The sequence below is a fragment of the Carboxylicivirga litoralis genome (assembly GCF_025499605.1).
Lineage (GTDB): Bacteria > Bacteroidota > Bacteroidia > Bacteroidales > Marinilabiliaceae > Carboxylicivirga > Carboxylicivirga litoralis.
The window spans coordinates 233,561-255,174 of record NZ_JAFMVC010000002.1 but is presented as its reverse complement, the minus strand read 5'-3'; the positions used below and the strand labels follow the sequence as shown (position 1 = coordinate 255,174).

24 protein-coding genes are annotated in these 21,614 nt (G+C 41.3%); 2 read left to right on the top strand and 22 right to left on the bottom strand.

Translation table 11 applies throughout. The annotated features are described in order from the left end of the window. Position 1 precedes the first annotated feature (1 nt). The 17 genes from rplE to rpsL all read right to left on the bottom strand — a co-directional run bounded on the left by rplE (position 2) and on the right by rpsL (position 9,506). Positions 2–559 carry a 50S ribosomal protein L5 gene (gene rplE, locus J1N10_RS03200; protein WP_262325233.1) on the bottom strand — a complete coding sequence of 186 codons (558 nt, stop codon included), beginning with the start codon at positions 557–559 and terminating at the stop codon, positions 2–4. Further along, positions 559–879 carry a 50S ribosomal protein L24 gene (rplX, locus tag J1N10_RS03195; protein WP_410053432.1) on the bottom strand — a complete coding sequence of 107 codons (321 nt, stop codon included), beginning with the start codon at positions 877–879 and terminating at the stop codon, positions 559–561. The genes rplE and rplX overlap by 1 nt, the downstream gene beginning before the upstream one ends. Positions 880–899: 20 nt before the next feature. Beyond that, entirely contained in the window at positions 900–1,265 is a 366-nt protein-coding gene (gene rplN, locus J1N10_RS03190; protein ID WP_262325232.1) for a 50S ribosomal protein L14, read from the bottom strand. 2 nt (positions 1,266–1,267) lie between these two features. Next, positions 1,268–1,522, bottom strand: a complete 255-nt coding sequence (rpsQ, locus tag J1N10_RS03185; protein ID WP_262325231.1) for a 30S ribosomal protein S17 — start codon at positions 1,520–1,522, stop codon at positions 1,268–1,270. An 8-nt stretch (positions 1,523–1,530) separates the two neighbouring features. Then, a complete protein-coding gene (gene rpmC, locus J1N10_RS03180; protein WP_262325230.1) occupies positions 1,531–1,728 on the bottom strand; it encodes a 50S ribosomal protein L29 in 198 nt (65 codons plus the stop codon). 4 nt (positions 1,729–1,732) lie between these two features. Beyond that, positions 1,733–2,164, bottom strand: a complete 432-nt coding sequence (gene rplP, locus J1N10_RS03175; RefSeq protein ID WP_143303610.1) for a 50S ribosomal protein L16 — start codon at positions 2,162–2,164, stop codon at positions 1,733–1,735. A 30-nt stretch (positions 2,165–2,194) separates the two neighbouring features. After that, a complete protein-coding gene (gene rpsC / locus J1N10_RS03170; RefSeq protein ID WP_262325229.1) occupies positions 2,195–2,914 on the bottom strand; it encodes a 30S ribosomal protein S3 in 720 nt (239 codons plus the stop codon). 7 nt (positions 2,915–2,921) lie between these two features. After that, on the bottom strand, positions 2,922–3,341 hold the full coding sequence (gene rplV / locus J1N10_RS03165; RefSeq protein WP_262325228.1) for a 50S ribosomal protein L22: 420 nt from the start codon (positions 3,339–3,341) through the stop codon (positions 2,922–2,924). Between the two features lie 38 nt (positions 3,342–3,379). Next, complete coding sequence (gene rpsS, locus J1N10_RS03160) at positions 3,380–3,649, bottom strand: 30S ribosomal protein S19 (protein ID WP_212227769.1); 270 nt, start codon at positions 3,647–3,649, stop codon at positions 3,380–3,382. Between the two features lie 19 nt (positions 3,650–3,668). Continuing rightward, positions 3,669–4,493 (bottom strand): 50S ribosomal protein L2, encoded by an 825-nt coding sequence (rplB, locus tag J1N10_RS03155; protein ID WP_262325227.1) that lies wholly within the window; start codon positions 4,491–4,493, stop codon positions 3,669–3,671. A 5-nt stretch (positions 4,494–4,498) separates the two neighbouring features. Further along, positions 4,499–4,789 carry a 50S ribosomal protein L23 gene (gene rplW, locus J1N10_RS03150; RefSeq protein ID WP_212191484.1) on the bottom strand — a complete coding sequence of 97 codons (291 nt, stop codon included), beginning with the start codon at positions 4,787–4,789 and terminating at the stop codon, positions 4,499–4,501. An 11-nt stretch (positions 4,790–4,800) separates the two neighbouring features. After that, a complete protein-coding gene (rplD, locus tag J1N10_RS03145) occupies positions 4,801–5,430 on the bottom strand; it encodes a 50S ribosomal protein L4 (RefSeq protein ID WP_262325226.1) in 630 nt (209 codons plus the stop codon). After that, positions 5,430–6,047: a 50S ribosomal protein L3 gene (gene rplC / locus J1N10_RS03140; protein WP_262325225.1), complete on the bottom strand. Its 618-nt coding sequence runs from the start codon at positions 6,045–6,047 to the stop codon at positions 5,430–5,432. Before rplC ends, rplD begins: the two co-directional genes overlap by 1 nt. Before the next feature lie 20 nt (positions 6,048–6,067). Next, positions 6,068–6,373 carry a 30S ribosomal protein S10 gene (rpsJ, locus tag J1N10_RS03135; RefSeq protein ID WP_130642659.1) on the bottom strand — a complete coding sequence of 102 codons (306 nt, stop codon included), beginning with the start codon at positions 6,371–6,373 and terminating at the stop codon, positions 6,068–6,070. A gap of 19 nt (positions 6,374–6,392) precedes the next feature. Beyond that, positions 6,393–8,504 carry an elongation factor G gene (fusA, locus tag J1N10_RS03130; protein ID WP_262325224.1) on the bottom strand — a complete coding sequence of 704 codons (2,112 nt, stop codon included), beginning with the start codon at positions 8,502–8,504 and terminating at the stop codon, positions 6,393–6,395. Between the two features lie 25 nt (positions 8,505–8,529). After that, entirely contained in the window at positions 8,530–9,006 is a 477-nt protein-coding gene (rpsG, locus tag J1N10_RS03125; RefSeq protein WP_262325223.1) for a 30S ribosomal protein S7, read from the bottom strand. A 116-nt stretch (positions 9,007–9,122) separates the two neighbouring features. After that, a complete protein-coding gene (gene rpsL, locus J1N10_RS03120; RefSeq protein ID WP_262325222.1) occupies positions 9,123–9,506 on the bottom strand; it encodes a 30S ribosomal protein S12 in 384 nt (127 codons plus the stop codon). Between the two features lie 315 nt (positions 9,507–9,821). Between rpsL and J1N10_RS03115 the strand changes: the two genes are divergently transcribed. Both J1N10_RS03115 and fabD read left to right on the top strand, forming a co-directional pair. Then, positions 9,822–11,372 carry a M28 family metallopeptidase gene (locus tag J1N10_RS03115; protein ID WP_262325221.1) on the top strand — a complete coding sequence of 517 codons (1,551 nt, stop codon included), beginning with the start codon at positions 9,822–9,824 and terminating at the stop codon, positions 11,370–11,372. Between the two features lie 238 nt (positions 11,373–11,610). Beyond that, positions 11,611–12,501 (top strand): ACP S-malonyltransferase, encoded by an 891-nt coding sequence (fabD, locus tag J1N10_RS03110; protein WP_262325220.1) that lies wholly within the window; start codon positions 11,611–11,613, stop codon positions 12,499–12,501. Positions 12,502–12,571: 70 nt separating this feature from the next. Here fabD and acs read toward each other — a convergent pair whose 3' ends face one another. The 5 genes from acs to hisD form a co-directional block, all read right to left on the bottom strand. Beyond that, positions 12,572–14,461 (bottom strand): acetate--CoA ligase, encoded by a 1,890-nt coding sequence (acs, locus tag J1N10_RS03105; RefSeq protein WP_262325219.1) that lies wholly within the window; start codon positions 14,459–14,461, stop codon positions 12,572–12,574. A 142-nt stretch (positions 14,462–14,603) separates the two neighbouring features. Then, the gene (locus J1N10_RS03100; protein WP_262325218.1) at positions 14,604–17,603 is read right to left on the bottom strand and encodes a PEP/pyruvate-binding domain-containing protein; all 3,000 of its coding nucleotides are present in this window, start codon (positions 17,601–17,603) and stop codon (positions 14,604–14,606) included. Between the two features lie 249 nt (positions 17,604–17,852). Then, the gene (gene hisB, locus J1N10_RS03095) at positions 17,853–18,980 is read right to left on the bottom strand and encodes a bifunctional histidinol-phosphatase/imidazoleglycerol-phosphate dehydratase HisB (protein ID WP_262325217.1); all 1,128 of its coding nucleotides are present in this window, start codon (positions 18,978–18,980) and stop codon (positions 17,853–17,855) included. Between the two features lie 168 nt (positions 18,981–19,148). Continuing rightward, positions 19,149–20,183 (bottom strand): histidinol-phosphate transaminase, encoded by a 1,035-nt coding sequence (gene hisC, locus J1N10_RS03090; RefSeq protein WP_262325216.1) that lies wholly within the window; start codon positions 20,181–20,183, stop codon positions 19,149–19,151. Between the two features lie 102 nt (positions 20,184–20,285). Continuing rightward, positions 20,286–21,572, bottom strand: coding sequence for a histidinol dehydrogenase (gene hisD / locus J1N10_RS03085; RefSeq protein WP_262325215.1), 1,287 nt, complete (start codon positions 21,570–21,572; stop codon positions 20,286–20,288). Positions 21,573–21,614: the final 42 nt, after the last annotated feature.

The window sequence follows — 21,614 nt, the reverse complement described above, 5'->3', positions numbered from 1 at the left end:
ACTAGTTCTTTTTCACGTTTTTAAATGGTAACCCAAACTCTTTCAAAAGAGCAAAAGCTTCCTCATCGGTTTTTCCCGAGGTCACAAAGGTAATATTCATACCCAATATTTTTGACACATTGTCAATATTTATTTCAGGAAAAATGATTTGTTCTTCAATACCTAAGGTATAGTTTCCACGTCCGTCAAGCTTACTGTTGATACCTTTGAAGTCGCGAATTCGAGGCAGAGCCACACGAATTAAACGCTCAAGGAATTCATACATGTTTTCACGACGTAGTGTGACACGCACACCAATTGGCATTTTTTTACGAAGCTTAAAGTTCGAAATATCCTTTTTCGAAAGTGTAGCCACGGCCTTTTGACCGGTGATCGTCGTTAGTTCTTTGAGTGCATTTTCAATCATTTTCTTGTCAGCAGTAGCTGAACCAAGACCCTGGTTGATTACAATCTTCTCTAACTTTGGAACCTGCATGATTGATTTAAACCCGAATTCTTTCATCAAGTTTGGTACAATCTCGTCCTTATACTGTTTACTTAAACTAGGTGTATAACTCATTACTTGATCTCCTCCCCTGATTTTTTAGCAATTCGAACCAGTTTACCATCATCGTTCAACTTACGACCAATACGTGTTGGTTTCCCTGTTGAAGGATCTTTCACATTCAAATTTGAAATGTGAATAGGAGCCTCTTTCTTAACTATACCTCCTTGCGGACTCTCAGCATTAGGCTTTGTGTGCTTGCTCACCATGTTAACACCTTCAACAATGGCACGTTGTTTGGCAGGGAATACCTCAAGGACTTTCCCTTCCTGGCCTTTGTTGACTCCAGCGTTAACAATAACGATGTCGCCTTTTTTAATATGCAATTTACCCATTGTTCTAATCTCTTTGATGATTAAAGTACTTCAGGCGCCAGAGATACGATTTTCATGAATCCTTCACGAACCTCACGGGCTACAGGACCGAAAATACGTGTTCCCCTCATTTCGCCTGCCTGGTTTAATAAAACACAAGCATTTTCATCAAAGCGGATGTAGGAACCATCTTGACGTCTAACTTCTTTTTTAGTGCGCACTACTACAGCCTTTGTAACGGTTCCTTTTTTCAATTCACCGCCAGGCGTGGCGCTTTTTACAGTTACCACGATACGATCGCCTACTCCGGCATAACGCTTCCTTGTTCCACCCAGAACACGGATACATAATACTTCTTTGGCTCCACTGTTATCAGCAACTGCAAGTCTAGATTCTTGTTGTATCATGATTACTTAGCTCTTTCTAGAATTTCAACTAATCTCCAACGTTTCGTCTTGCTCAAGGGACGTGTTTCCATGATTTTCACAGTATCCCCGATATTGCAGGTGTTGTCTTCATCGTGCGCGTGAAACTTCTTCGACTTTTTCACGAACTTACCGTAGATGGGGTGCTTCTCGCGAATCTCTACAGATACGACGATAGACTTATCCATCTTGTTGCTAGCTACAATACCTGTACGCTCTTTTCTAAGATTTCTATCCATCTCCTAAATTATTTTTCAGTTTGTTGCTTTTGACTCAAGATAGTCTTCAAGCGCGCAATGTTTCTACGAGTATGTCTAATCTGCATTGGGTTTTCCAATGGCGAAGTTGTGTGGTTCAATTCCAACTGCTGCAAAGCGGCAGTTTCAGTTTCGATACGCTCAGCAATTTCGCTAACACTTAATTCTTTGATTTCTTCTACTTTCATGTCCTTAAGCATTTGTTGATTCAACATAGTCTCTTCTCACAACGAATTTAGTAGTTACCGGAAGCTTTTGTGCGGCAAGGCGCAATGCTTCTTTAGCTACTTCGTAAGGTACTCCTTCACATTCTAAAATAATGCGTCCTGGAGTAACAGGGGCCACAAATCCTTCCGGACTACCTTTACCTTTACCCATACGTACTTCGGCTGGCTTCTTAGTAATCGGTTTGTCAGGAAATATTCTAATCCAGATCTGTCCCTGACGCTGCATGTAACGGGTTACCGCAACACGAGCAGCTTCAATCTGACGACCTGTAATCCATTTACTTTGTAAGGCTTTGATACCGAAAGATCCGAATGCTAGCTCTTGCCCGCGCTGAGCATCGCCTTTCATACGGCCTTTCTGCCTTCTTCTAAATTTTACTTTCTTTGGTTGTAACATCGTTCCTAATCAATTAATGTGAAAGGAGAATTACTTCTTATTATTTCTTCTTCTCGGACCTCTACCGCCTCCACGGTTTCCACCACCTTTTTCTTTGGTGTTGAAAGCAGGTGATAAATCTGGCTTACCATAAATCTCACCTTTACAGATCCAAACTTTGATACCAATCAGACCCATTTTAGTCAAGGCTTCTTCTTGAGCATAGTCTATATTGGCGCGTAATGTATGAAGAGGCGTACGGCCTTCTTTGTACATTTCGCTACGGGCCATTTCAGCGCCGTTCAAACGTCCGGAAATCTGAATTTTGATACCTTCAGCACCCATACGCATGGTAGAAGCGATAGCCATTTTAATGGCACGACGATATGCGATACGTCCTTCCACCTGACGAGCGATGTTTTTCGCTACGATAATAGCGTCCAACTCTGGTCTCTTTACCTCAAAGATGTTAATCTGAACTTCTTTGTCGGTAATTTTCTTAAGCTCCTCTTTCAGTTTATCTACTTCCTGACCTCCCTTACCAATAATGATACCAGGACGTGCAGTGAAAACGGTAATAGTAACCAATTTCAAAGTACGCTCGATAATGATACGAGAGATACTTGCTTTAGCTAAACGTGCATTGAGGTACTTTCTGATTTTGGAGTCTTCCAATAGCTTGTCGCCATAGTTCTTTCCTCCATACCAGTTAGAATCCCATCCTTTAATGATTCCTAACCTGTTACTAATTGGATTAACTTTTTGTCCCATCTAGCTATTAGTTTTCTTGTGTTTCACTTGATACTACTTTGCTTGCAACGCGTAACGTTACGTGGTTCGAACGCTTTCTGATACGGTGCGCACGACCTTGTGGGGCCGGACGTAAACGTTTCAAAATACGGCCTGAATCAACCGCGATCTCACTCACATAAAGGTTAGCGTCTTCGATGCGAACACCTTCGTTCTTTTCTTTCCAATTAGCGATAGCAGAAAGCAACAGTTTCTCAACCCTTCTGGAAGCTTCTTTCGATGAGAATTTCAGCATGTCCAGAGCAAGGTTCACCTCTTTACCTCGGATCATGTCGGCAACAAGACGCATTTTCCTAGGTGAAGTCGGTACATTGTTAAGCTTTGCGAAGTAATCGGACTTCTTAGCTTCCTTTATTTTTTCAGCTCTTATTCTTTTTCTTGCACCCATTTTTTACTGTTTAAAGAATTTAAATATTGGCAGGCCAATTACTTTTTCTTATTACCACCATGACCGCGATAAGTACGGGTTGGGGCAAATTCGCCTAATTTGTGTCCTACCATATTTTCAGTAACATAAACCGGGATAAACTTATTACCGTTGTGTACAGCAATAGTGTGTCCTACAAATTCCGGAGAAATCATAGACGCACGTGCCCAAGTCTTAATAACTGATTTCTTACCTGACTCGTTCTGTGCCAGAACTTTCTTTTCCAGTTTAAAGTCGATAAATGGGCCTTTTTTTAATGATCTGCTCATATTCGTTTAATTTAACCGGTTATTTTTTTCTTCTTTCAATGATAAATTGATTAGAAGCCTTCTTAGGATGACGAGTTTTATAACCCTTAGCCAATACCCCTGTACGAGATCTTGGGTGTCCTCCTGACGAACGACCTTCACCACCACCCATTGGGTGATCAACTGGGTTCATTGCCACACCACGAACTCGTGGACGACGACCCAACCAACGGCTACGTCCAGCTTTTCCTGAACGCTCAAGAGCGTGGTCAGAGTTACCAACCGCACCTAAAGTAGCACGACATGTAACTAATACCATTCTTGTTTCGCCTGAAGGCAATTTAACAACCGCGTATTTTCCTTCACGAGCAGCCAATTGTGCGAAAGTACCAGCACTACGTGCCATTGTACCTCCCTGGCCCGGACGCAATTCGATGTTGTGAATAATGGAACCTAAAGGAATCTCGCTTAATGGTAAGCTGTTACCAATCTCAGGAGCAACCCCTGGTCCTGAAGCAATAGCTTGACCAACCTGCAACCCATTAGGTGCAAGAATGTACCTTTTTTCTCCATCAGCGTAAGCTAGCAATGCAATACGAGCACTCCGGTTAGGATCGTATTGAATTGACTCAACTGTTGCGTTAACACCGTCTTTATTACGCTTAAAGTCGATTACCCTGTATCTCCTTTTGTGACCACCACCGATATTTCTAACGGTCATTTTACCAGAGTTATTTCTACCTCCGGATTTCTTTAATGGCCTCAATAAGGACTTTTCTGGTGACGCTGATGTAATCGTATCAAACGCACCAATAATTTTGTGTCTCTGCCCCGGTGTTGTGGGCTTTAGTTTTCTTACTGCCATTTTTATTAGATATTGCTATAAAAATCAATAGTATCTCCTTCTGCTAGTGTTACAACAGCTTTTTTGAAGGAATTTGTTCTACCAACAATAACTCCACTCTTTGTGTAACGCGACTTTGATTTACCCGCGTATACCATTGTATTGACAGACTCAACGCTTACGTTGTATAATTCTTCAACAGCGTCTTTGATCTGAAGCTTGTTAGCTTTCTTATCAACAACGAATGCGAAGCGATTCAACTTCTCGCCTAGTTCTGTCATCTTTTCAGTTACAATTGGTTTAATAATAACTTTCATGACGAGCCTCCTTATGCGTTAAACAGTTTACCGAATTCTTCTACAGAACTTTCAACCAACACCAAGTTTTTAGCTTTCATGATGTCAAATGTATTCAGTTCATCTAATGTCACTACCTCGGCACGCTGAATGTTGCGAGCTGAACGGTAGATGTTATCGTTAGCTTCTTTTAACACTAACAATGAACGCTGACCATTTAACTTTAGGTTGGTAACCAAAGCTGCATAGTCTTTTGTTTTTGGCGCTTCGAAGTTGAAGTCTTCCAAAACAGTGATCATTTGAGTTTGTGCTTTGTATGCTAACGCAGATTTACGAGCTAACTGCTTAAGTTTTTTATTCAACTTAAAACGGTAGTTACGTGGACGAGGACCGAATGCACGACCTCCACCTACGAAAACAGGAGACTTAATGCTACCAGCACGAGCTGTACCAGTACCTTTTTGCTTTTTGATTTTACGAGTTGAACCCGTAATCTCAGCACGTTCCTTTGACTTATGAGTCCCTTGACGATTATTAGCCAAGTATTGTTTTACATCCAAGTAAATGGCGTGGTCGCTGGGCTCAATTCCGAACACCGCTTCAGGTAAATTTACCTTTCTTCCGGTTTCTTTTCCTTCAATTGTTAATACGTTCAGTTCCATTACTTTTCAATAATTAGATATGAGCCTTTTGCTCCTGGTACTGAACCTTTAACCAAAATAAGGTTGTTCTCAGGAATTACTTTAATCACTTTAAGGTTTTCAACCTTAACTCTGTCACCACCTGTACGACCTGCCATGCGCATGCCTTTAAAAACCCTTGCTGGGTAGGATGCTGCACCAATAGATCCAGGAGCGCGTAAGCGGTTGTGCTGACCGTGTGTAGCGTCACCCACACCTCTAAAGTTGTAACGCTTTACGACACCTTGAAAACCTTTACCTTTTGAGATACCAGTGATATCAACAAAAGCGTTTTCTTCGAAAAGATTCACATTAACCTCTTCACCAAGCTTTAATTCGTTTTCGAATTCGTGGAATTCTACAACTTTACGCTTTGGTGCTGAACCGGCCTTTTTAAAGTGACCTGCTTCAGGTTGGTTTGTGCTCTTTTCTTTTTTGTCGTCAAACGCCAACTGTACAGCCTCGTAGCCATCAGTTTCCACAGTTTTAACCTGTGTAACTACGCAAGGGCCTGCTTCGATAACAGTGCATGGCACATTTTTACCATCGGCACTGAAAACGGATGTCATTCCGATTTTTTTTCCAATTAGTCCTGGCATTGTTTAAACATTTAAGATTATCACACTTTAATTTCTACTTCTACACCACTAGGCAATTCTAACTTCATCAAAGCATCAATCGTTTTAGCTGTAGAGCTATAAATATCGATCAAACGCTTGTAAGATGATAATTGAAACTGCTCACGTGATTTCTTGTTCACAAATGTGGAGCGCAACACAGTGAAGATACGCTTGTGAGTAGGAAGCGGAATAGGACCGCTTACTACTGCACCAGTGCTCTTAACTGTCTTCACGATCTTCTCAGCTGACTTGTCAACCAAGTTGTGATCGTAAGATTTAAGTTTTATTCTAATTTTCTGACTCATAGTGAGAACACTAATTGTGTTATAATAATTCTACTTTTCCTTTTGCTTCTTTAACTACTTCAATAGCGATTTGCTTAGGTACAGCTGCGTACTCTAAGAATTCCATTGATGAAGTAGCACGACCAGATGAGATCGTACGTAATGCTGTTACGTAACCAAACATCTCTGCCAATGGCACCTTAGCTTTTACTACACGAGCACCAGCTTTAGATTCCATACCTTCTACCTGACCACGACGCTTGTTGAAGTCACCGATGATATCACCCATGTACTCTTCAGGAGTCACAACTTCAACACGCATGATAGGCTCCAATAACTGAGGCTTAGCTTGTGCAGATGCTGATTTAAATCCTTGACGGGCACAAATTTCGAATGACAACTGGTCTGAATCGACAGCGTGGAAAGAACCATCAAATACTTCTACTTTCAATGCTTCTACTTCACTACCGCAAAGTACACCATTCAACATAGCTTCTTTGAAACCTTTCTCAATTGAAGGGATAAATTCTTTAGGAATGTTACCACCTTTAATTGTGCTTTCGAACTGAAGACCTACTTTACCTTCTTCGGCAGGTCCCATGCGGAACTGGATATCGGCAAATTTACCACGACCACCAGACTGCTTCTTGAATACTTCGCGAAGCTCAACTTCCTGAGTGATTGTTTCTTTATAAGTTACCTGAGGTGCACCCTGGTTACATTCTACTTTAAACTCACGCTTCAAACGGTCGATAAGTACTTCAAGGTGAAGCTCACCCATACCAGAAATAACAGTCTGACCAGTTTCTTCGTTAGTATTTACTTTAAATGTAGGATCCTCTTCAGCTAATTTACCAAGAGCAACGCCTAACTTATCCATATCTTTTTGTGACAATGGCTCAACAGCAACACCAATTACTGGCTCTGGGAAATCCATTGATTCCAATACGATTGGGTGTTTCTCGTCACAAAGTGTATCACCAGTACGGATATCTTTGAAACCAACACCAGCACAGATATCACCAGCTGCGATAACCTCACGTGGTAACTGCTTGTTTGATTTCATTTGATATAAACGAGAGATACGCTCTTTTTTATCAGTACGTGTATTTAATACGTATGAACCAGCGTCAATCTTACCAGAATAAACACGCATAAATGCTAAACGACCAACGAATGGGTCAGTAGCAATTTTAAATGCTAATGCTGATAAAGGCTGATCTTCATCCATTTCGTATGTTACTTCTTCACCTGTCTTAGGATTAACACCTTCGATGGTTCCGATATCACTTGGAGATGGTAAATACTGGATAACAGCATCTAACAAACGCTGAACACCTTTGTTTTTAAACGCTGAACCACACATCATTGGTGTGATTGTCTGAGCAATAGTCGCCTTGCGAATTACCTCAATCATCTCGTCGCGAGTAATTGATTCAGGATCTTCGAAATAACGCTCCATTAATTCATCATCGTGCTCAGCTACAGCTTCAATTAATTTTCCTCTCCACTCTTCAGCTTCTGCTTTCAAGTTTTCAGGAATTTCCTGTAGCTCGTAACGAGAACCTAACTGCTCATCATCGAACCAAACAACGGCTTTGTTTTCGATCAAATCGATAACACCCTCGAAGTTTTCTTCAGCACCAATAGGAATCTGAAGAGGAATTGGATTAGCTCCTAACATTTCACGAACCTGACGTACTACTTCGAAGAAGTTAGCACCTGAACGGTCCATTTTGTTAACGAAACCAATACGAGGAACATTGTACTTGTTAGCCTGACGCCATACAGTTTCAGACTGTGGCTCAACACCACCTACAGCACAAAATAATGCAACAGCACCATCCAACACACGTAGTGAACGCTCTACCTCTACTGTAAAGTCAACGTGACCTGGGGTATCGATGATGTTAATTTTGTTTTCAACACCTTCGTAAATCCAGTTAGTTGTAACAGCAGCAGAAGTAATGGTAATACCACGCTCTTGCTCTTGCTCCATCCAGTCCATAGTAGCTGCACCATCGTGCACCTCACCAATTTTGTGAGTGATACCAGTGTAAAACAAGATACGCTCAGTAGTCGTTGTTTTACCGGCATCGATGTGAGCCATAATTCCTATGTTCCTGGTCTTTTTAAGATCTGCCTTTCCCATGACAATAATTTCTTAAATATTTAGATTAAAATCTGAAGTGAGCAAAAGCACGGTTCGCTTCTGCCATTTTATGCATGTCTTCTTTTTTCTTGAAGGCACCGCCCTCTAAGTTGTATGCAGCAACAATTTCAGCAGATAATTTTTCTGCCATTGATTTTCCGCTACGCTTACGAGCGAAAAGAATCAAGTGCTTCATGCCGATGGACGCCTTTCGGGCCGGACGAATTTCAGTTGGAACCTGAAAAGTTGCACCACCAACACGTCGGCTTTTTACCTCAACCGATGGAGTAATATTTTCAAGTGCTTTTTTGAAAAATTCCAATACTGGCTTTCCTTCTTTTTCAGCTTTTTCAGCTACACGATCCATAGCATCGTAAAAGATTTTGAAAGCGATTGATTTTTTACCGTCCAACATCATGTTATTCACAAACTGAGTAACTGTTTGATCGTTGAACTTTGGATCCGGAAGAAGGATCCTCTTTTTTGGTTTACTTTTTCTCATCTTCTCTTTTGTTTACTTTGTTATTCGTCTTGGCTGTCTTTACTAGTCTTCAATGTTTAACATTTACTCATCCAGTTAACTAACCAAGTAAACAACGCACTTCACAATGTCTTTAATTACTTTTTAGCAGCTTTAGGTCGCTTAGTACCATACTTTGAACGGCGCTGCGTACGTCCGTCTACTCCTGATGCATCTAATGCTCCACGCACTAAGTGATAACGCACACCCGGAAGGTCTTTAACACGACCGCCACGCACTAACACAATCGAGTGCTCTTGTAGGTTGTGTCCTTCTCCTGGAATGTAAGCGTTTATCTCCTTACCGTTGGTTAAACGCACCCTGGCTACCTTTCTCATGGCTGAGTTAGGTTTCTTTGGTGTAGTGGTATACACCCTCACACACACGCCTCGTCTTTGAGGACATGCATCTAAAGCACGTGACTTACTTTTTTCCACCTGCTTGTTTCGTCCTTTTCTAACTAACTGATGAATTGTTGGCATAAAATTTAAATATATTGTATTAAACAATTTCGTTATAAATGGGGTGCAAAGATACACTAATCCCTTATAAAACCCCACTGATTTTCAGCCTTTTTGACAATTTTAGACAAAAAAGCGCTGCAAAAGTACTAATTTTCAATGGAAAAAGAACATGCTAATTGTTATTTTTTTCTAAATCATTCTATTTTTTCTCTTTGGAAAACAATTTGTTAGTTCGTCAATTCGCTTTTTGAACATGTTTCCTCAATTATCTACAAGCCGGCCCTTGTTTAACTAATTTCATGCCATAAATTCGCTAAATAAAAATTACAACACATGTACAAGCAACTAATCATTCTACCAATACTTTTTATTACGACAGTTCAAGCTATTTTTGCTCAAGAAAATATCAGAACTGCATTGGCTACGATAAACCGAAACAGTTTAGAGGCCGAATTGAGCTTTTTATCGTCTGATTGGTTTGAAGGGCGAGAAGCAACCACCAAAGGCGCCTACATGGCAGCCGATTACCTGGCATCACTATATAAGACAGCAGGCCTTACCACTATTGACAACACTACCTATTTTCAGAATGTACCTTTATTGATTGCCGCAACGCCTGCCCAAGCTTCAATTGTTCTGTCAAATAAAGTTACAAGCAAAACTTATTCATTCCCCACACATCTGCGTGCAGAACGAGTGACTGAATCCTATAATATTAGCTCTGAGTTTATATGGGGAGGATATGGCATTAACAACGAACAATTAAATGAAATCAACCTAAAAAAATGTCAAGGCAAAGTATTAATTCGTATTTCAGGCTTGCCAAAAGCAAAAGCAGATAGTCCTCTTAAACATATGCTTGAAGCTCAACCAGAGCGTGAGTGGAACCAGATAAAAAATAACGCACTTCAAAAATCCGGCGCAGTTGCCGTTCTCGAATATGACTTGAATGATCCATATCTTACTCAATCAATAGAGGAATCACCAGCACCTATTGCCCAGTCTGAAAAAGAACTAAGCAAACGCTCATCCGGCATTTACAAAAAGAGTTTGTTTCTGCCCGATGAAAAGAAGCAGGGGCCTTACTTTTATAAAGTATCTAAAGCGATAATGACCGATTTGATTCCTGACTTTGACCAGTTTATTGAACAATACCTAAACAATCTTGAACAACTAAAAACCACAGCACCAAAACTCAACTATACTTCTGCTCAATTAATCACCAAGGCCAGTGTAGAGTCTAAAAAATGTCAGAATGTTATAGCTGTTATTGAAGGTTCTGAAAAACCGGATGAGATTATCGTAGTTGGCGCCCACTATGATCATTTGGGCATGTATGAGGGTTACATCTGGAATGGAGCCGACGACAATGGTTCGGGCGCAATAGGTACCGTAGCTATTGCAAGAGCTTTTATGGCAACAGGCATTCAACCTAAACGAACTGTTATTTTTGCCAATTGGACAGCGGAAGAAAGAGGTTTGCTAGGTTCGAGGTATTTTGTCAATACTTATAAAGATATTGATAAGGTAAAATATTACCACAACTATGATATGATTGGACGCAGTTATAATTACGAACAACCCGATTCGGCTGTTACCTTATTATATACAAAAAGCTGGCAACAAGCCGAGAAGTTGTGTTCATCTTTCAACAAAGACTATCAATTCGGTTTAAAGATCAATTACAGCGCTTGGGACGACCCAACCAGTGGCAGCGACAATGCGCCATTTGCAAAAAAAGGTATCCCGATTATGTGGTTTCACACAGGCGGACACGAATCATATCACATGCCAAGCGATCATGCTGAGCGTATTGACTGGCAAAAGTTTGAAGCCATAGTAAAAACAAGCTTTCTGACTCTTTGGAGCTTAGCTAACGAATAGTCAAAAATGCAATTGTTGAACTTTTTATTAGGTCGATAGCAAATTTATGCTTTATCTTTGCCAGATAAATTAAAAGAATTAATGGCTCTCGTCAACCGTGAGCCTTTGTTGTTTAGCAGCATAAGGCCCCAAATACCGGGATGAGATTCATTAACAATTTAAATTATTAAGCAGGTCACAAAAACAACAATTAACGTTCTTAACAACACTTGTGGCCTGCCTTATAAAAAAAGCAATTATGAAAGCATTTGTATTTCCGGGCCAGGGTGCCCAGTACGTTGGAATGGGTAAAGATTTGTACGAAAACTCACCAATGGCGAAGGAACTATTTGAAAAAGCAAATGAAATTTTAGGATTTCGTATCACCGACTTAATGTTTGAAGGAACTGACGAAGACCTAAAACAAACGAAAGTTACTCAACCTGCCATCTTTTTACACTCGGTGATATTAGCCAAAACATTGGGCGAAGATTTTAAACCAGAAATGACTGCCGGTCACTCTTTAGGTGAGTTCTCTGCTTTAGTTGCAGCTGGCGCCATGAATTTTGAAGATGGGTTAAAACTAGTTTCACAGCGTGCACAAGCGATGCAAAAGGCTTGTGAAATTGAACCATCAACAATGGCTGCCATTGTAGGATTGGAAGACGCAGTTGTTGAAGAAGTTTGTGAAAGCATTGAAGATGTTGTAGTAGCAGCTAACTACAATTGCCCGGGACAATTAGTTATCTCTGGTTCAATTGCGGGTGTTGATAAAGCATGTGAACTATTAACTGAAAAAGGTGCCAAACGTGCCCTTAAGCTACCTGTTGGTGGAGCTTTCCATTCACCTCTTATGGAGCCTGCACGTACTGAATTAGCAGCTGCTATTGAGGCAACTGAGTTCAGCACACCTATCTGTCCGGTTTACCAAAATGTTAATGCACAAGCAGTAACAGAACCAGCTACTATAAAAGAAAACCTTGTTGCACAGTTAACAGCTCCTGTTCGCTGGACACAAACCGTTCAGAACATGATTGCTGATGGTGTATCATCTTTCACTGAAGTTGGTCCTGGTAAAGTTTTACAGGGATTAGTGAAGAAAGTTGACCGTAAAATGGCGACAAACGGTTACAGCACTTATCAGGGATAAAAATAGATGTCAGCTAATAGCTGCTAGCATAAAAACAAAAGGCAAGCTCATGAGCTTGCCTTTTGTTTTATCAATCATCTAAAGTACTCAAATCCCCTTCGTCTTCACCCAGCGCCCGCGCCTTTAAAACACGACGCATGATTTTTCCACTTCGTGTCTTTGGTAATGACTGTTCAAAAACCACTTCCTCAGGTTTTGCAATCGGCCCCATAACTTTTGCCACATGTTCTATCACTTCCTTTGCTAATTCACGCGTTCCTTCTTTGCCGGCTTTAAGAATGGCATAAACATGAATGCCACTACCTTTTAATTCATGTGGCAATGCAATTGCTGCTGCTTCGGCCACATCAGGGTGACTGACGGCTGCACTTTCTATTTCGGCTGTGCCTAATCGATAGCCACTGACTTTTATTACATCGTCACTTCGACCTATAATCCAATAATAACCATCCTCGTCTTTTCTTGCAGAGTCGCCAGCATGGTAATATTTTTGTGCATCAAATTTAGCCCAATAGGTTTCTTTATAGCGCTCATCGTCGTCCATAATTGTTCGAGCCATTCCTGGCCATGGATTCTTAATAACTAAAGCACCAACATCGTTCACTGACACATCATCTCCCTTTTCATCCACTACCCCAATTTCATGACCGAAAAATGGTTTCGTGGCAGAACCCGGTTTAAGTGGGGTAATTGGCAGAGGTGTGATGACAAATCCACCCGTTTCAGTTTGCCACCAGGTATCCATAATAGGGCATTTTTTATCACCTATCACCTCGTGATACCAGCGCCATGCTTCAGGATTAATTGGTTCACCTACCGAACCCAACAGACGCAGTGAACTAATATCATGACGGTTGACCCAGGACTCTCCATAACGCATTAAACCTCGTATGGCAGTAGGTGAAGTATATAGAACGGTTATCCCATATTTATCAACCATCCGCCACCAGCGATCAGGATAGGGGTGATTTGGAGCACCTTCGTACATAAAAATTGTTGAACCATTAATCAACGGACCATACACCATGTAACTATGTCCGGTTATCCAACCGGGGTCAGCAGCACACCACCAGCGGTCTTCCGGTTTGATATCAAACACCATACGATGAGTAGCTGATGTGTAAACACTATATCCACCATGCGTATGCACCAAACCCTTCGGCTTACCTGTTGAACCGGATGTATATAATAAAAACAGCATGTCTTCGGCATCCATTTGCTCGGTCTTACATTTATGGCTGGCAATTGGCAAGGCCTTTAAATCATGATACCAATAATCACGATCATTTTCCATATAAACATCTTCACCTGTTCGTTTCACAGTGATACAAACTTCCATGGTAGGCGATAATTCCATAGCCTTATTGACAATTTCTTTCAGCTTGGTTGCTTTACCTCTTCTGAAACCACCATCGGCAGTTATTACTACACGACTATTGGCAGCATTGATTCGTTCGGCCAGGGCTTCATGACTAAAGCCACCATAAACCACACTATGCGCTGCTCCAATTTTTGCACACGCCAACATGGCAAAAATCTGTTCGGGTATCTGTGGCATATAAATCGTTACTATATCGCCTTTATGCACCCCCATTGCTTTCAGTATATTCGCAAACTCAGCTACCTCTCGGTTCAAGGCATGATAAGAATAAGTTTTCAAATCACCGGGTTCGCCTTCCCAAATTAATGCTAATTTATTACGTGTAGCAGTCTTCAAATGTCTGTCGATGGCATTGTGGATAATATTTGTTTTTCCACCAACAAACCATTTGTAAAACGGATGATTGGAATCATCCAAAACTTTATTCCAAGGTTGGTACCATTCAAGTCGTTCAGCTTCATCAGCCCAAAATTGCTCCCGATTATCAATAGAAGCCTTGTATAAATCTTCATACGACTTAATTGTTGCATCATCCACCACACCTTGTGAAGGATATACGAAATCCTTTGAATTACTCATAAATCTTTCAGTTTATCTCCATTGTTAATACTATGATTTTCATCAAGATAAAAACTGATTTTATGTTTTTCAATATTTTAGGATGCTTTTTTCTTGTTTCGCAAAACTAAAAAAGCCTCCGAAGAAGGCTTTTTGAAATTATCTAATCAATATTTATTGGTTTATTATTAACTACAATAGCAGCTTTCTGTTGTTTGCCATCCATTAAAATAGTAAGCGGATGTTCAAACTCAACATGTTTAAAATAGCTTGTTTCACGAACCAGCTTTTGTTCATTTAATTTATCCAAACTTACAAACTGCTCCTCACCGTTGTGATGCACACTAAAATAACCCACGTTCATAGAAGTAACATTGTGGAAGAAATGCGAACCAAGCGAAGCATCCAAAGGAAAATCGGGCAAGCCCATTTCTACAATAACGCGTGCTTGCGATATCTGCGACCAGAAAACCGGAATACCGGTAAAACGATCGCGCGTACCCCAACGACCAGGCCCAATGAGCACGTATTCTTTGCCTTGTTCTTCAAAGTATTTATTAATCTCAGCCATCTCGGCACCCATCTCGGCGGTTTTGGTTCTATCAAACACATCAATATTCATATACACCACATCTTTAATGTGATTCAAACGACCATTGCCCATTCCTTTCACCGACTGTAAAACCACCTTGTCTTTATCCACCTCATCAAAGTCAATGTCCACATTGTTTTCGATACGAATCAATGGCTTAATTTGTAGCAAATATAAAGTTGGTAAATTTCGACGTCCCGGCTCTAAATCAACTGCAAACTCAATCTCAACCGGTGCTCCCATGGCTTCTTTAAAGAAACGCAACAACATATCCAGGGTACGTGATAAAGGAATATAATCGTATTTGAGAATATTAGAGAAATTAACCACGCGCGGACCACGCTTTGAGAAATCAGTGGTCATGCGATCATAGTTAAAGTCATAAACAGTTGCACAATGTTTGAGGTTACCATCTTCCTCAGCTTCCTTGATGGCCAGCTTCACGATAGCTGCATCTTCGCCCCCTTGCTCCAGGCAGAAATCTGTTTTATCCAAATCAAGTGCATAAAAGTGCGATTGAGAATCTTTTATCTGATCCTGGATGGAATTCAGCTCGAGCTTTGGGTGTCGCGGACAGAAACGATACGATTTTTCGCCACCAACTACATATTTACCCAAGCCAACAGCCAGCACAGCAAAACCATCTTCAGGTTTCATGTACGAGAAAGGATAGTAATTATACGACTGAGCCACGCCACTTATGTTAGGATAGAAACGATCGCCTACTTTTCCACCAACCACTTCCTGAATGATAACAGCCATCTTTTCCTCTTCAATCTTATAGTTGACCGCATCGAAATAAGCCTTTGACTGGTCGCTAAACATAGAAGCATATACCAACTTGACAGCCGTACACAACTGGCGGAATCGTTCATTCACATCCGGATGATTATTAGGCACCATATAAGTAGCATACACGCCGGCAAAAGGTTGCAATAAACTATCCTCGAACAAACCCGAAGAACGTACCGCCAACGGTTGGTCCATTACCTCAACGTATTGCTTCAGCTTCTCATTCACCTCATCGCTCAATTCCGACTTAAGAAACAGCTCTTTTATCTCGGCATATTTTTTCTCAACGAACGCCAGGTTGTATAAATTATTCTTTTCAATGAAATGGGTGAATTCGCCAGCGCCAATAATGGTAGTAGACGGAATTCGAATATTAATATCGTCGATGATATGATCGAAGTTGATATTTTCGATGAAGTTGGATAAAAAGGCCACACCGCGCCCTTTACCACCAAAGGAACCTTCGCCAATGCGCACAATATAACGGCAACTTTTCACCATTTCCTTGTCGAACATAACCACTTTTCCGCGCAAACGCTTAAGACGTACATCCTCAAACACGTCTAGGATGGCCTGACGCAACTTCGTAAAACTCTCAAAGTCCTCGATACGATAGGGACGCAGTCGTTTGGCAATATTAATCTCACCACGTGCCATCAGCCAGGTGGAAATACCGTTCCGGCGTGCATGGTACAAAAGCGATTCGGGCGACACCTCCTCAATGCATTCTTCAAATTCCTTTAGGTTGCGGGCAACGGCTATTTTTGCGCCACGACTATTTTTAAATATAAAATTGCCGAAACCTAATTTCTGATGTATAAAATTATAGATGTCCAATGACAAGCTATCCGAGTTTTTGTCGATAAAATCGGAGTGAATCATTTCGGCCCTTCTCGCATTTTCAGGGTCTGACGATTGCAAGAGGGTTGGTATAATCGTTTTTGACTTGACATATTTAATCAGCTCCACACCGGCATCCTCATCGTCTACTCCATTGCGCGCATACTGCACATCCGAAATCACACAAATCAAGTTATCCAGGTATTTATCAACTATCTCAACTGCATCTTCATAATTGCTGACTAACAGTATCTTAGGACGAACACGCATCTTCATAATCTTATGCAGCTGATCACTGGTCTCCTCTGACAGAATAGCCTGCGTTTGGCGCATAATAATAGAATACAACAAAGGCAAGTAGCGTGTGTAGTATTTTTGCGAATCCTCCACCAACAAAATAACGCGCACATCACCCACCTTCACGTCCTTCTCCACATTCATTTTGTCCTCAACATACTTAATCATCGCCAGGAAGACACGCGAATCGCCATTCCACACAAACACGCGGTCGATGTTCTCGATGTTTCCACTGGCTTCGTCAAAAAACTTGAGATCGGCATTATTATTCACCATCAACAATATGGGTACCTCGGGTCGAATCTCTTTTAGGCGTTCGCTCATTTGCAAAGGCAATTGCTTATCGAGGCCAGCCATTAAGATAATCATATCAAAATCGCGCTCCTGCATCAATTCTTCCGCCTCATCGAGCGTAGCCACACTGCTGATTCGCGGCGCTGTAAACAGATTCAGCTGCAGGTATTCGCCAAAAATTTTATCGAAGAAACGGCCTTCGCGCACAATACTATAGGCATCGTAATGATTGGCAATCAAAAGGACTTCGCTTACTTTATAGGACATTAGTTCCTGGAAAATATCACGGTCGGATCGCTTACGATTGTATATATTTTGAAGTGATAATTGGTCGATATTATTGTTCATCGTTTTAGATCATTAGGTCAATAGATCAGTAGGTGGTAAGACAAATAGACCACGAAGAACAAAATAAGTGAAAATTGTTGGGATGGGAAGAAAATGGTGGGGATTTTGGTCGCGGGATGCTTATGCTATAGAACAGTATTTATAAGCTTATAGAAACTAACAATGTAAGGGTAAATGGAGGATTTGACTTAAACTTCAATAATGTATTAACCGATGTCATCGCTCGAATCGATGACATCGGTTATATCTTTACAACAGTTCTTTAGTACTTGGCAGCCGGTTATTATACGGATCTTTGCGGATAGCCGCTTTAATGGCTTTGGCCAAGGCTTTAAAAATACCTTCTATTTTGTGATGCTCGTTGCGTCCTTCGGCTTTAATATTCAGGTTACAGGCGGCTGCATCGGAGAAGCTTTTAAAAAAGTGGTAAAACATTTCTGTAGGCATGTCACCAATCATCTCGCGCTTAAAGTCAGCTTCCCACACCAACCACGAGCGGCCACCAAAATCCAATGCTACTTGTGCCAGGCAATCGTCCATAGGCAGGCAAAAACCATAGCGTTCGATGCCACGTTTATCGCCCAGTGCTTTTTTAATAGCCTCGCCCAATACGATGGCAGTGTCTTCAATGGTATGATGCTCATCTACCTGTAAATCGCCATCCACCTTAATGCTTAAATCACAACCCGAGTGACGCCCAATCTGTTCGAGCATATGATCGAAGAAGTTCAAACCGGTGTTAATATCACACAGTCCTTTACCATCCAAATTAATATCAATCTTTATTTTTGTTTCGGCGGTGTTGCGTTCTACTGTTGCCGATCGCTCCGACGAAAACAAAAAAGTGGCAATATCGCTCCAGGCATTAGTTATTAATACACACGCATCCTGCAACCTGGATTGTTTAAGCTCAGTATTGGCCGCTTCTTCATCCTTCAGAAATATAGCTTTACAACCCAGGTTTTTAGCCAATTCAACATCAGTAATACGATCGCCTATCACAAAAGAGTTGGCCAAATCGCAATCGCCATCCATGTATTGACTTAACAAGCCAGTTCGTGGTTTACGTGTGGGTGCATTATCCTCAGGAAACGACCGATCAATCATTACATCAGCAAAGGTAATACCTTCGTTTTCCAAGGCTTTCATCATCTTATTTTGAGCCGGCCAGAAGGTGTCTTCCGGGAAGGAGGCTGTTCCAAGACCATCCTGATTTGTCACCATCACCAATTCAAAATCCAATAAATCCACAATTTTGGATAAATTTTGGAACACGCCTGGATAAAACTCCAATTTATCCAGACTGTCTACCTGAAAATCAACGGGTGGCTCCAGGATTAATGTTCCATCGCGATCTATAAAGAGTAGTTTTTTCATTTTTATTAGTTTCAAGATTTGAGTATCAAGTACAAAAATTATTTGCAGCTTGGTTATGTATAAAATCCGCCTTCCCCCATCGCCTTCGGCACTTCCCTAAAGGGAAGATTATGCAGAGGATAATTCTCCCCTTGGGGAGATGCCCGAAGGGAGAGGGGGAATTTTGCATCAATCAAACTGGTCAAGCGCCTCCAATAATAAGCTATTTTCGGCTGACTGCCCCACTGTTATGCGCAGGCATCCTTTACACAATGAAACCGTTGAACGATCGCGGATAATGATTTGTTTACTGACCAAAAAATCATAAACTGCTTTTGGCTCGATTACCTTTATCAGGAGGTAATTGGCATCAGAGGGATACACTTTCTGCACAAATAAAAACTGAGACAAAGCCTTTTCCATTCGGCTCCGCTCGTTCAATAATTGCTCTACCCATAACTGCTTGTCATTCTCACATAAAAGAAGTTCTAATGCCTTTTCCTGCGTCAATACATTCACATTGTATGGATATTTGATATTACTCAGCACCTCAACTATTTCTTTTGAAGCAAAGGCCATTCCCAAGCGAATACCCGCCATGCCCCACGCTTTTGAAAATGTTTGTAGTATAACCAAATTGCGATACTCATTAAGTTTTGAAAGTAAACTTTTCGCAGGTGCAAAATCAATATAAGCCTCATCCAGCACCACAATGCCTTCAAATTGTTTGACTAAGCGAACAATATCGCTTTCACGAAAACAGTTGCCCGTTGGATTATTGGGCGAACAAATAAACATCAGTTTGCTATTGTCATCGCATTGATCCAAAAGACCATCAACATCTAGCTCAAAATCCTCTGTCAATAATACTTTTCGAACTTCAACATTGTTGATATCAGCGGCTACCTGGTACATGCCGTATGTTGGGTCGATGGATACCACATTATCAATACCGGGTTCGCAGAAAGCCCGGAACAATAAGTCGATTGGCTCATCGCTTCCATTGCCCAAGAATATAGATGAAGTATCAACACCCTTTAGCTCAGCAATCTTTCCCTTCACTTTGCGCTGATATGGATCAGGATAACGGTTATATGGCTCATTAAATGGATTCTCATTAGCATCCAGAAACACCGCTGCTTCACCGGTAAATTCATCACGCGCCGAGGAGTAGGGTTTCAGGTTTTGTATATTGGTTCTTAATAATTGATTAAGTGGTTTCATAGTTTAAGTCATATTGTTAGTAGAGAGTAATAAAACACTCCCCCTCTCCCTAAGGGTATCTCCCCAAGGGGAAGTGCCGTAAGGTGATGGGGCCATTATAATCTAACCACCCATTTTCTTTAATCGAACGGTCACGGCATTTTTGTGCGCCATCAGTTGCTCTGCTTCAGCCATCACTTCAATCGAAGGGCCCAATTTTGCCAAACCAAATGCACTGATTTTCTGGAAGGTTATTTTTTTCATATAACTATCAAGATTAACTCCGCTAAAAGCATTGGCATAACCATGTGTTGGCAAAGTGTGATTCGTTCCCGATGCATAATCACCGGCACTCTCTGGTGAATAATTCCCAAGGAAAACCGATCCTGCATTTACTACCTTATTACCGATCGCTTCATCGTCGCGCATCGAAATAATCAAGTGTTCAGGAGCATATTGGTTGCATAGCTCCAACATTTCATCAGCATTCTTCAATACAATCAGACGACTATTTGACAAGGCTTTCTCTGCGATATCCTTGCGTGGCAATGCTTGTAATTGTAACTCCACCTCTTTTTCAACCTCTGTCAACAAGTCTTCGCTATCAGTCACAAATAGCACCTGACTATCAGCTCCATGCTCGGCCTGGGATAATAAATCAGAGGCTACAAAAGTAGCGTCAGCACTTTCGTCGGCTAGCACCATCACCTCTGACGGACCCGCGGGCATATCAATCGCCACATCCTTTAAACTCACCAACTGCTTGGCAGCCGTAACAAAGCGATTTCCCGGTCCAAATATTTTAGCCACCGACGGCACTGTCTCAGAACCATAAGCCATGGCACCAACTGCCTGAATACCGCCTAATTTAAAAATACGATTGACCCCTACCAACGAAGCCGCATATAATATAGCCGGATTTACTTTTCCTTCTTTATCGGCGGGTGTACAAAGCACCACTTCTTTACAACCGGCAATTTTGGCCGGTATGCCTAACATCAGCACCGTTGAAAAAAGGGGAGCTGTGCCACCGGGAATATAAAGACCAACACTATCAATGGCCACACTTTTTTGCCAACATTGAACGCCTGGCATAGTCTCCACAATTTCTTTCTGTGTCTTTTGTGCCTCGTGGAATGTTTCAACGTTTTGTTTGGCCACCAGGATAGCATCTTTCAAATCACTACTCACTTGTAAGCAAGCTTCATCAATTTCTTTCTGCGAAACTTCCAGGGCTCTTAGTTCGGCACCATCAAACATGCGCGTATACTTCAGCAAGGCTGCATCACCATTACGCTTTACATCATCAAGAATTCCCCGGGCAGTATCATACACATCTTCTAAACCATTATCGGGTCGCTCCAATAGCTTCTGCCATGCTTCTTTTGGTGGATATACTATTTTTTGCATCGTTCTTCTTTTATTTGCCAGAGGCTAGAGACTAGCAACTAG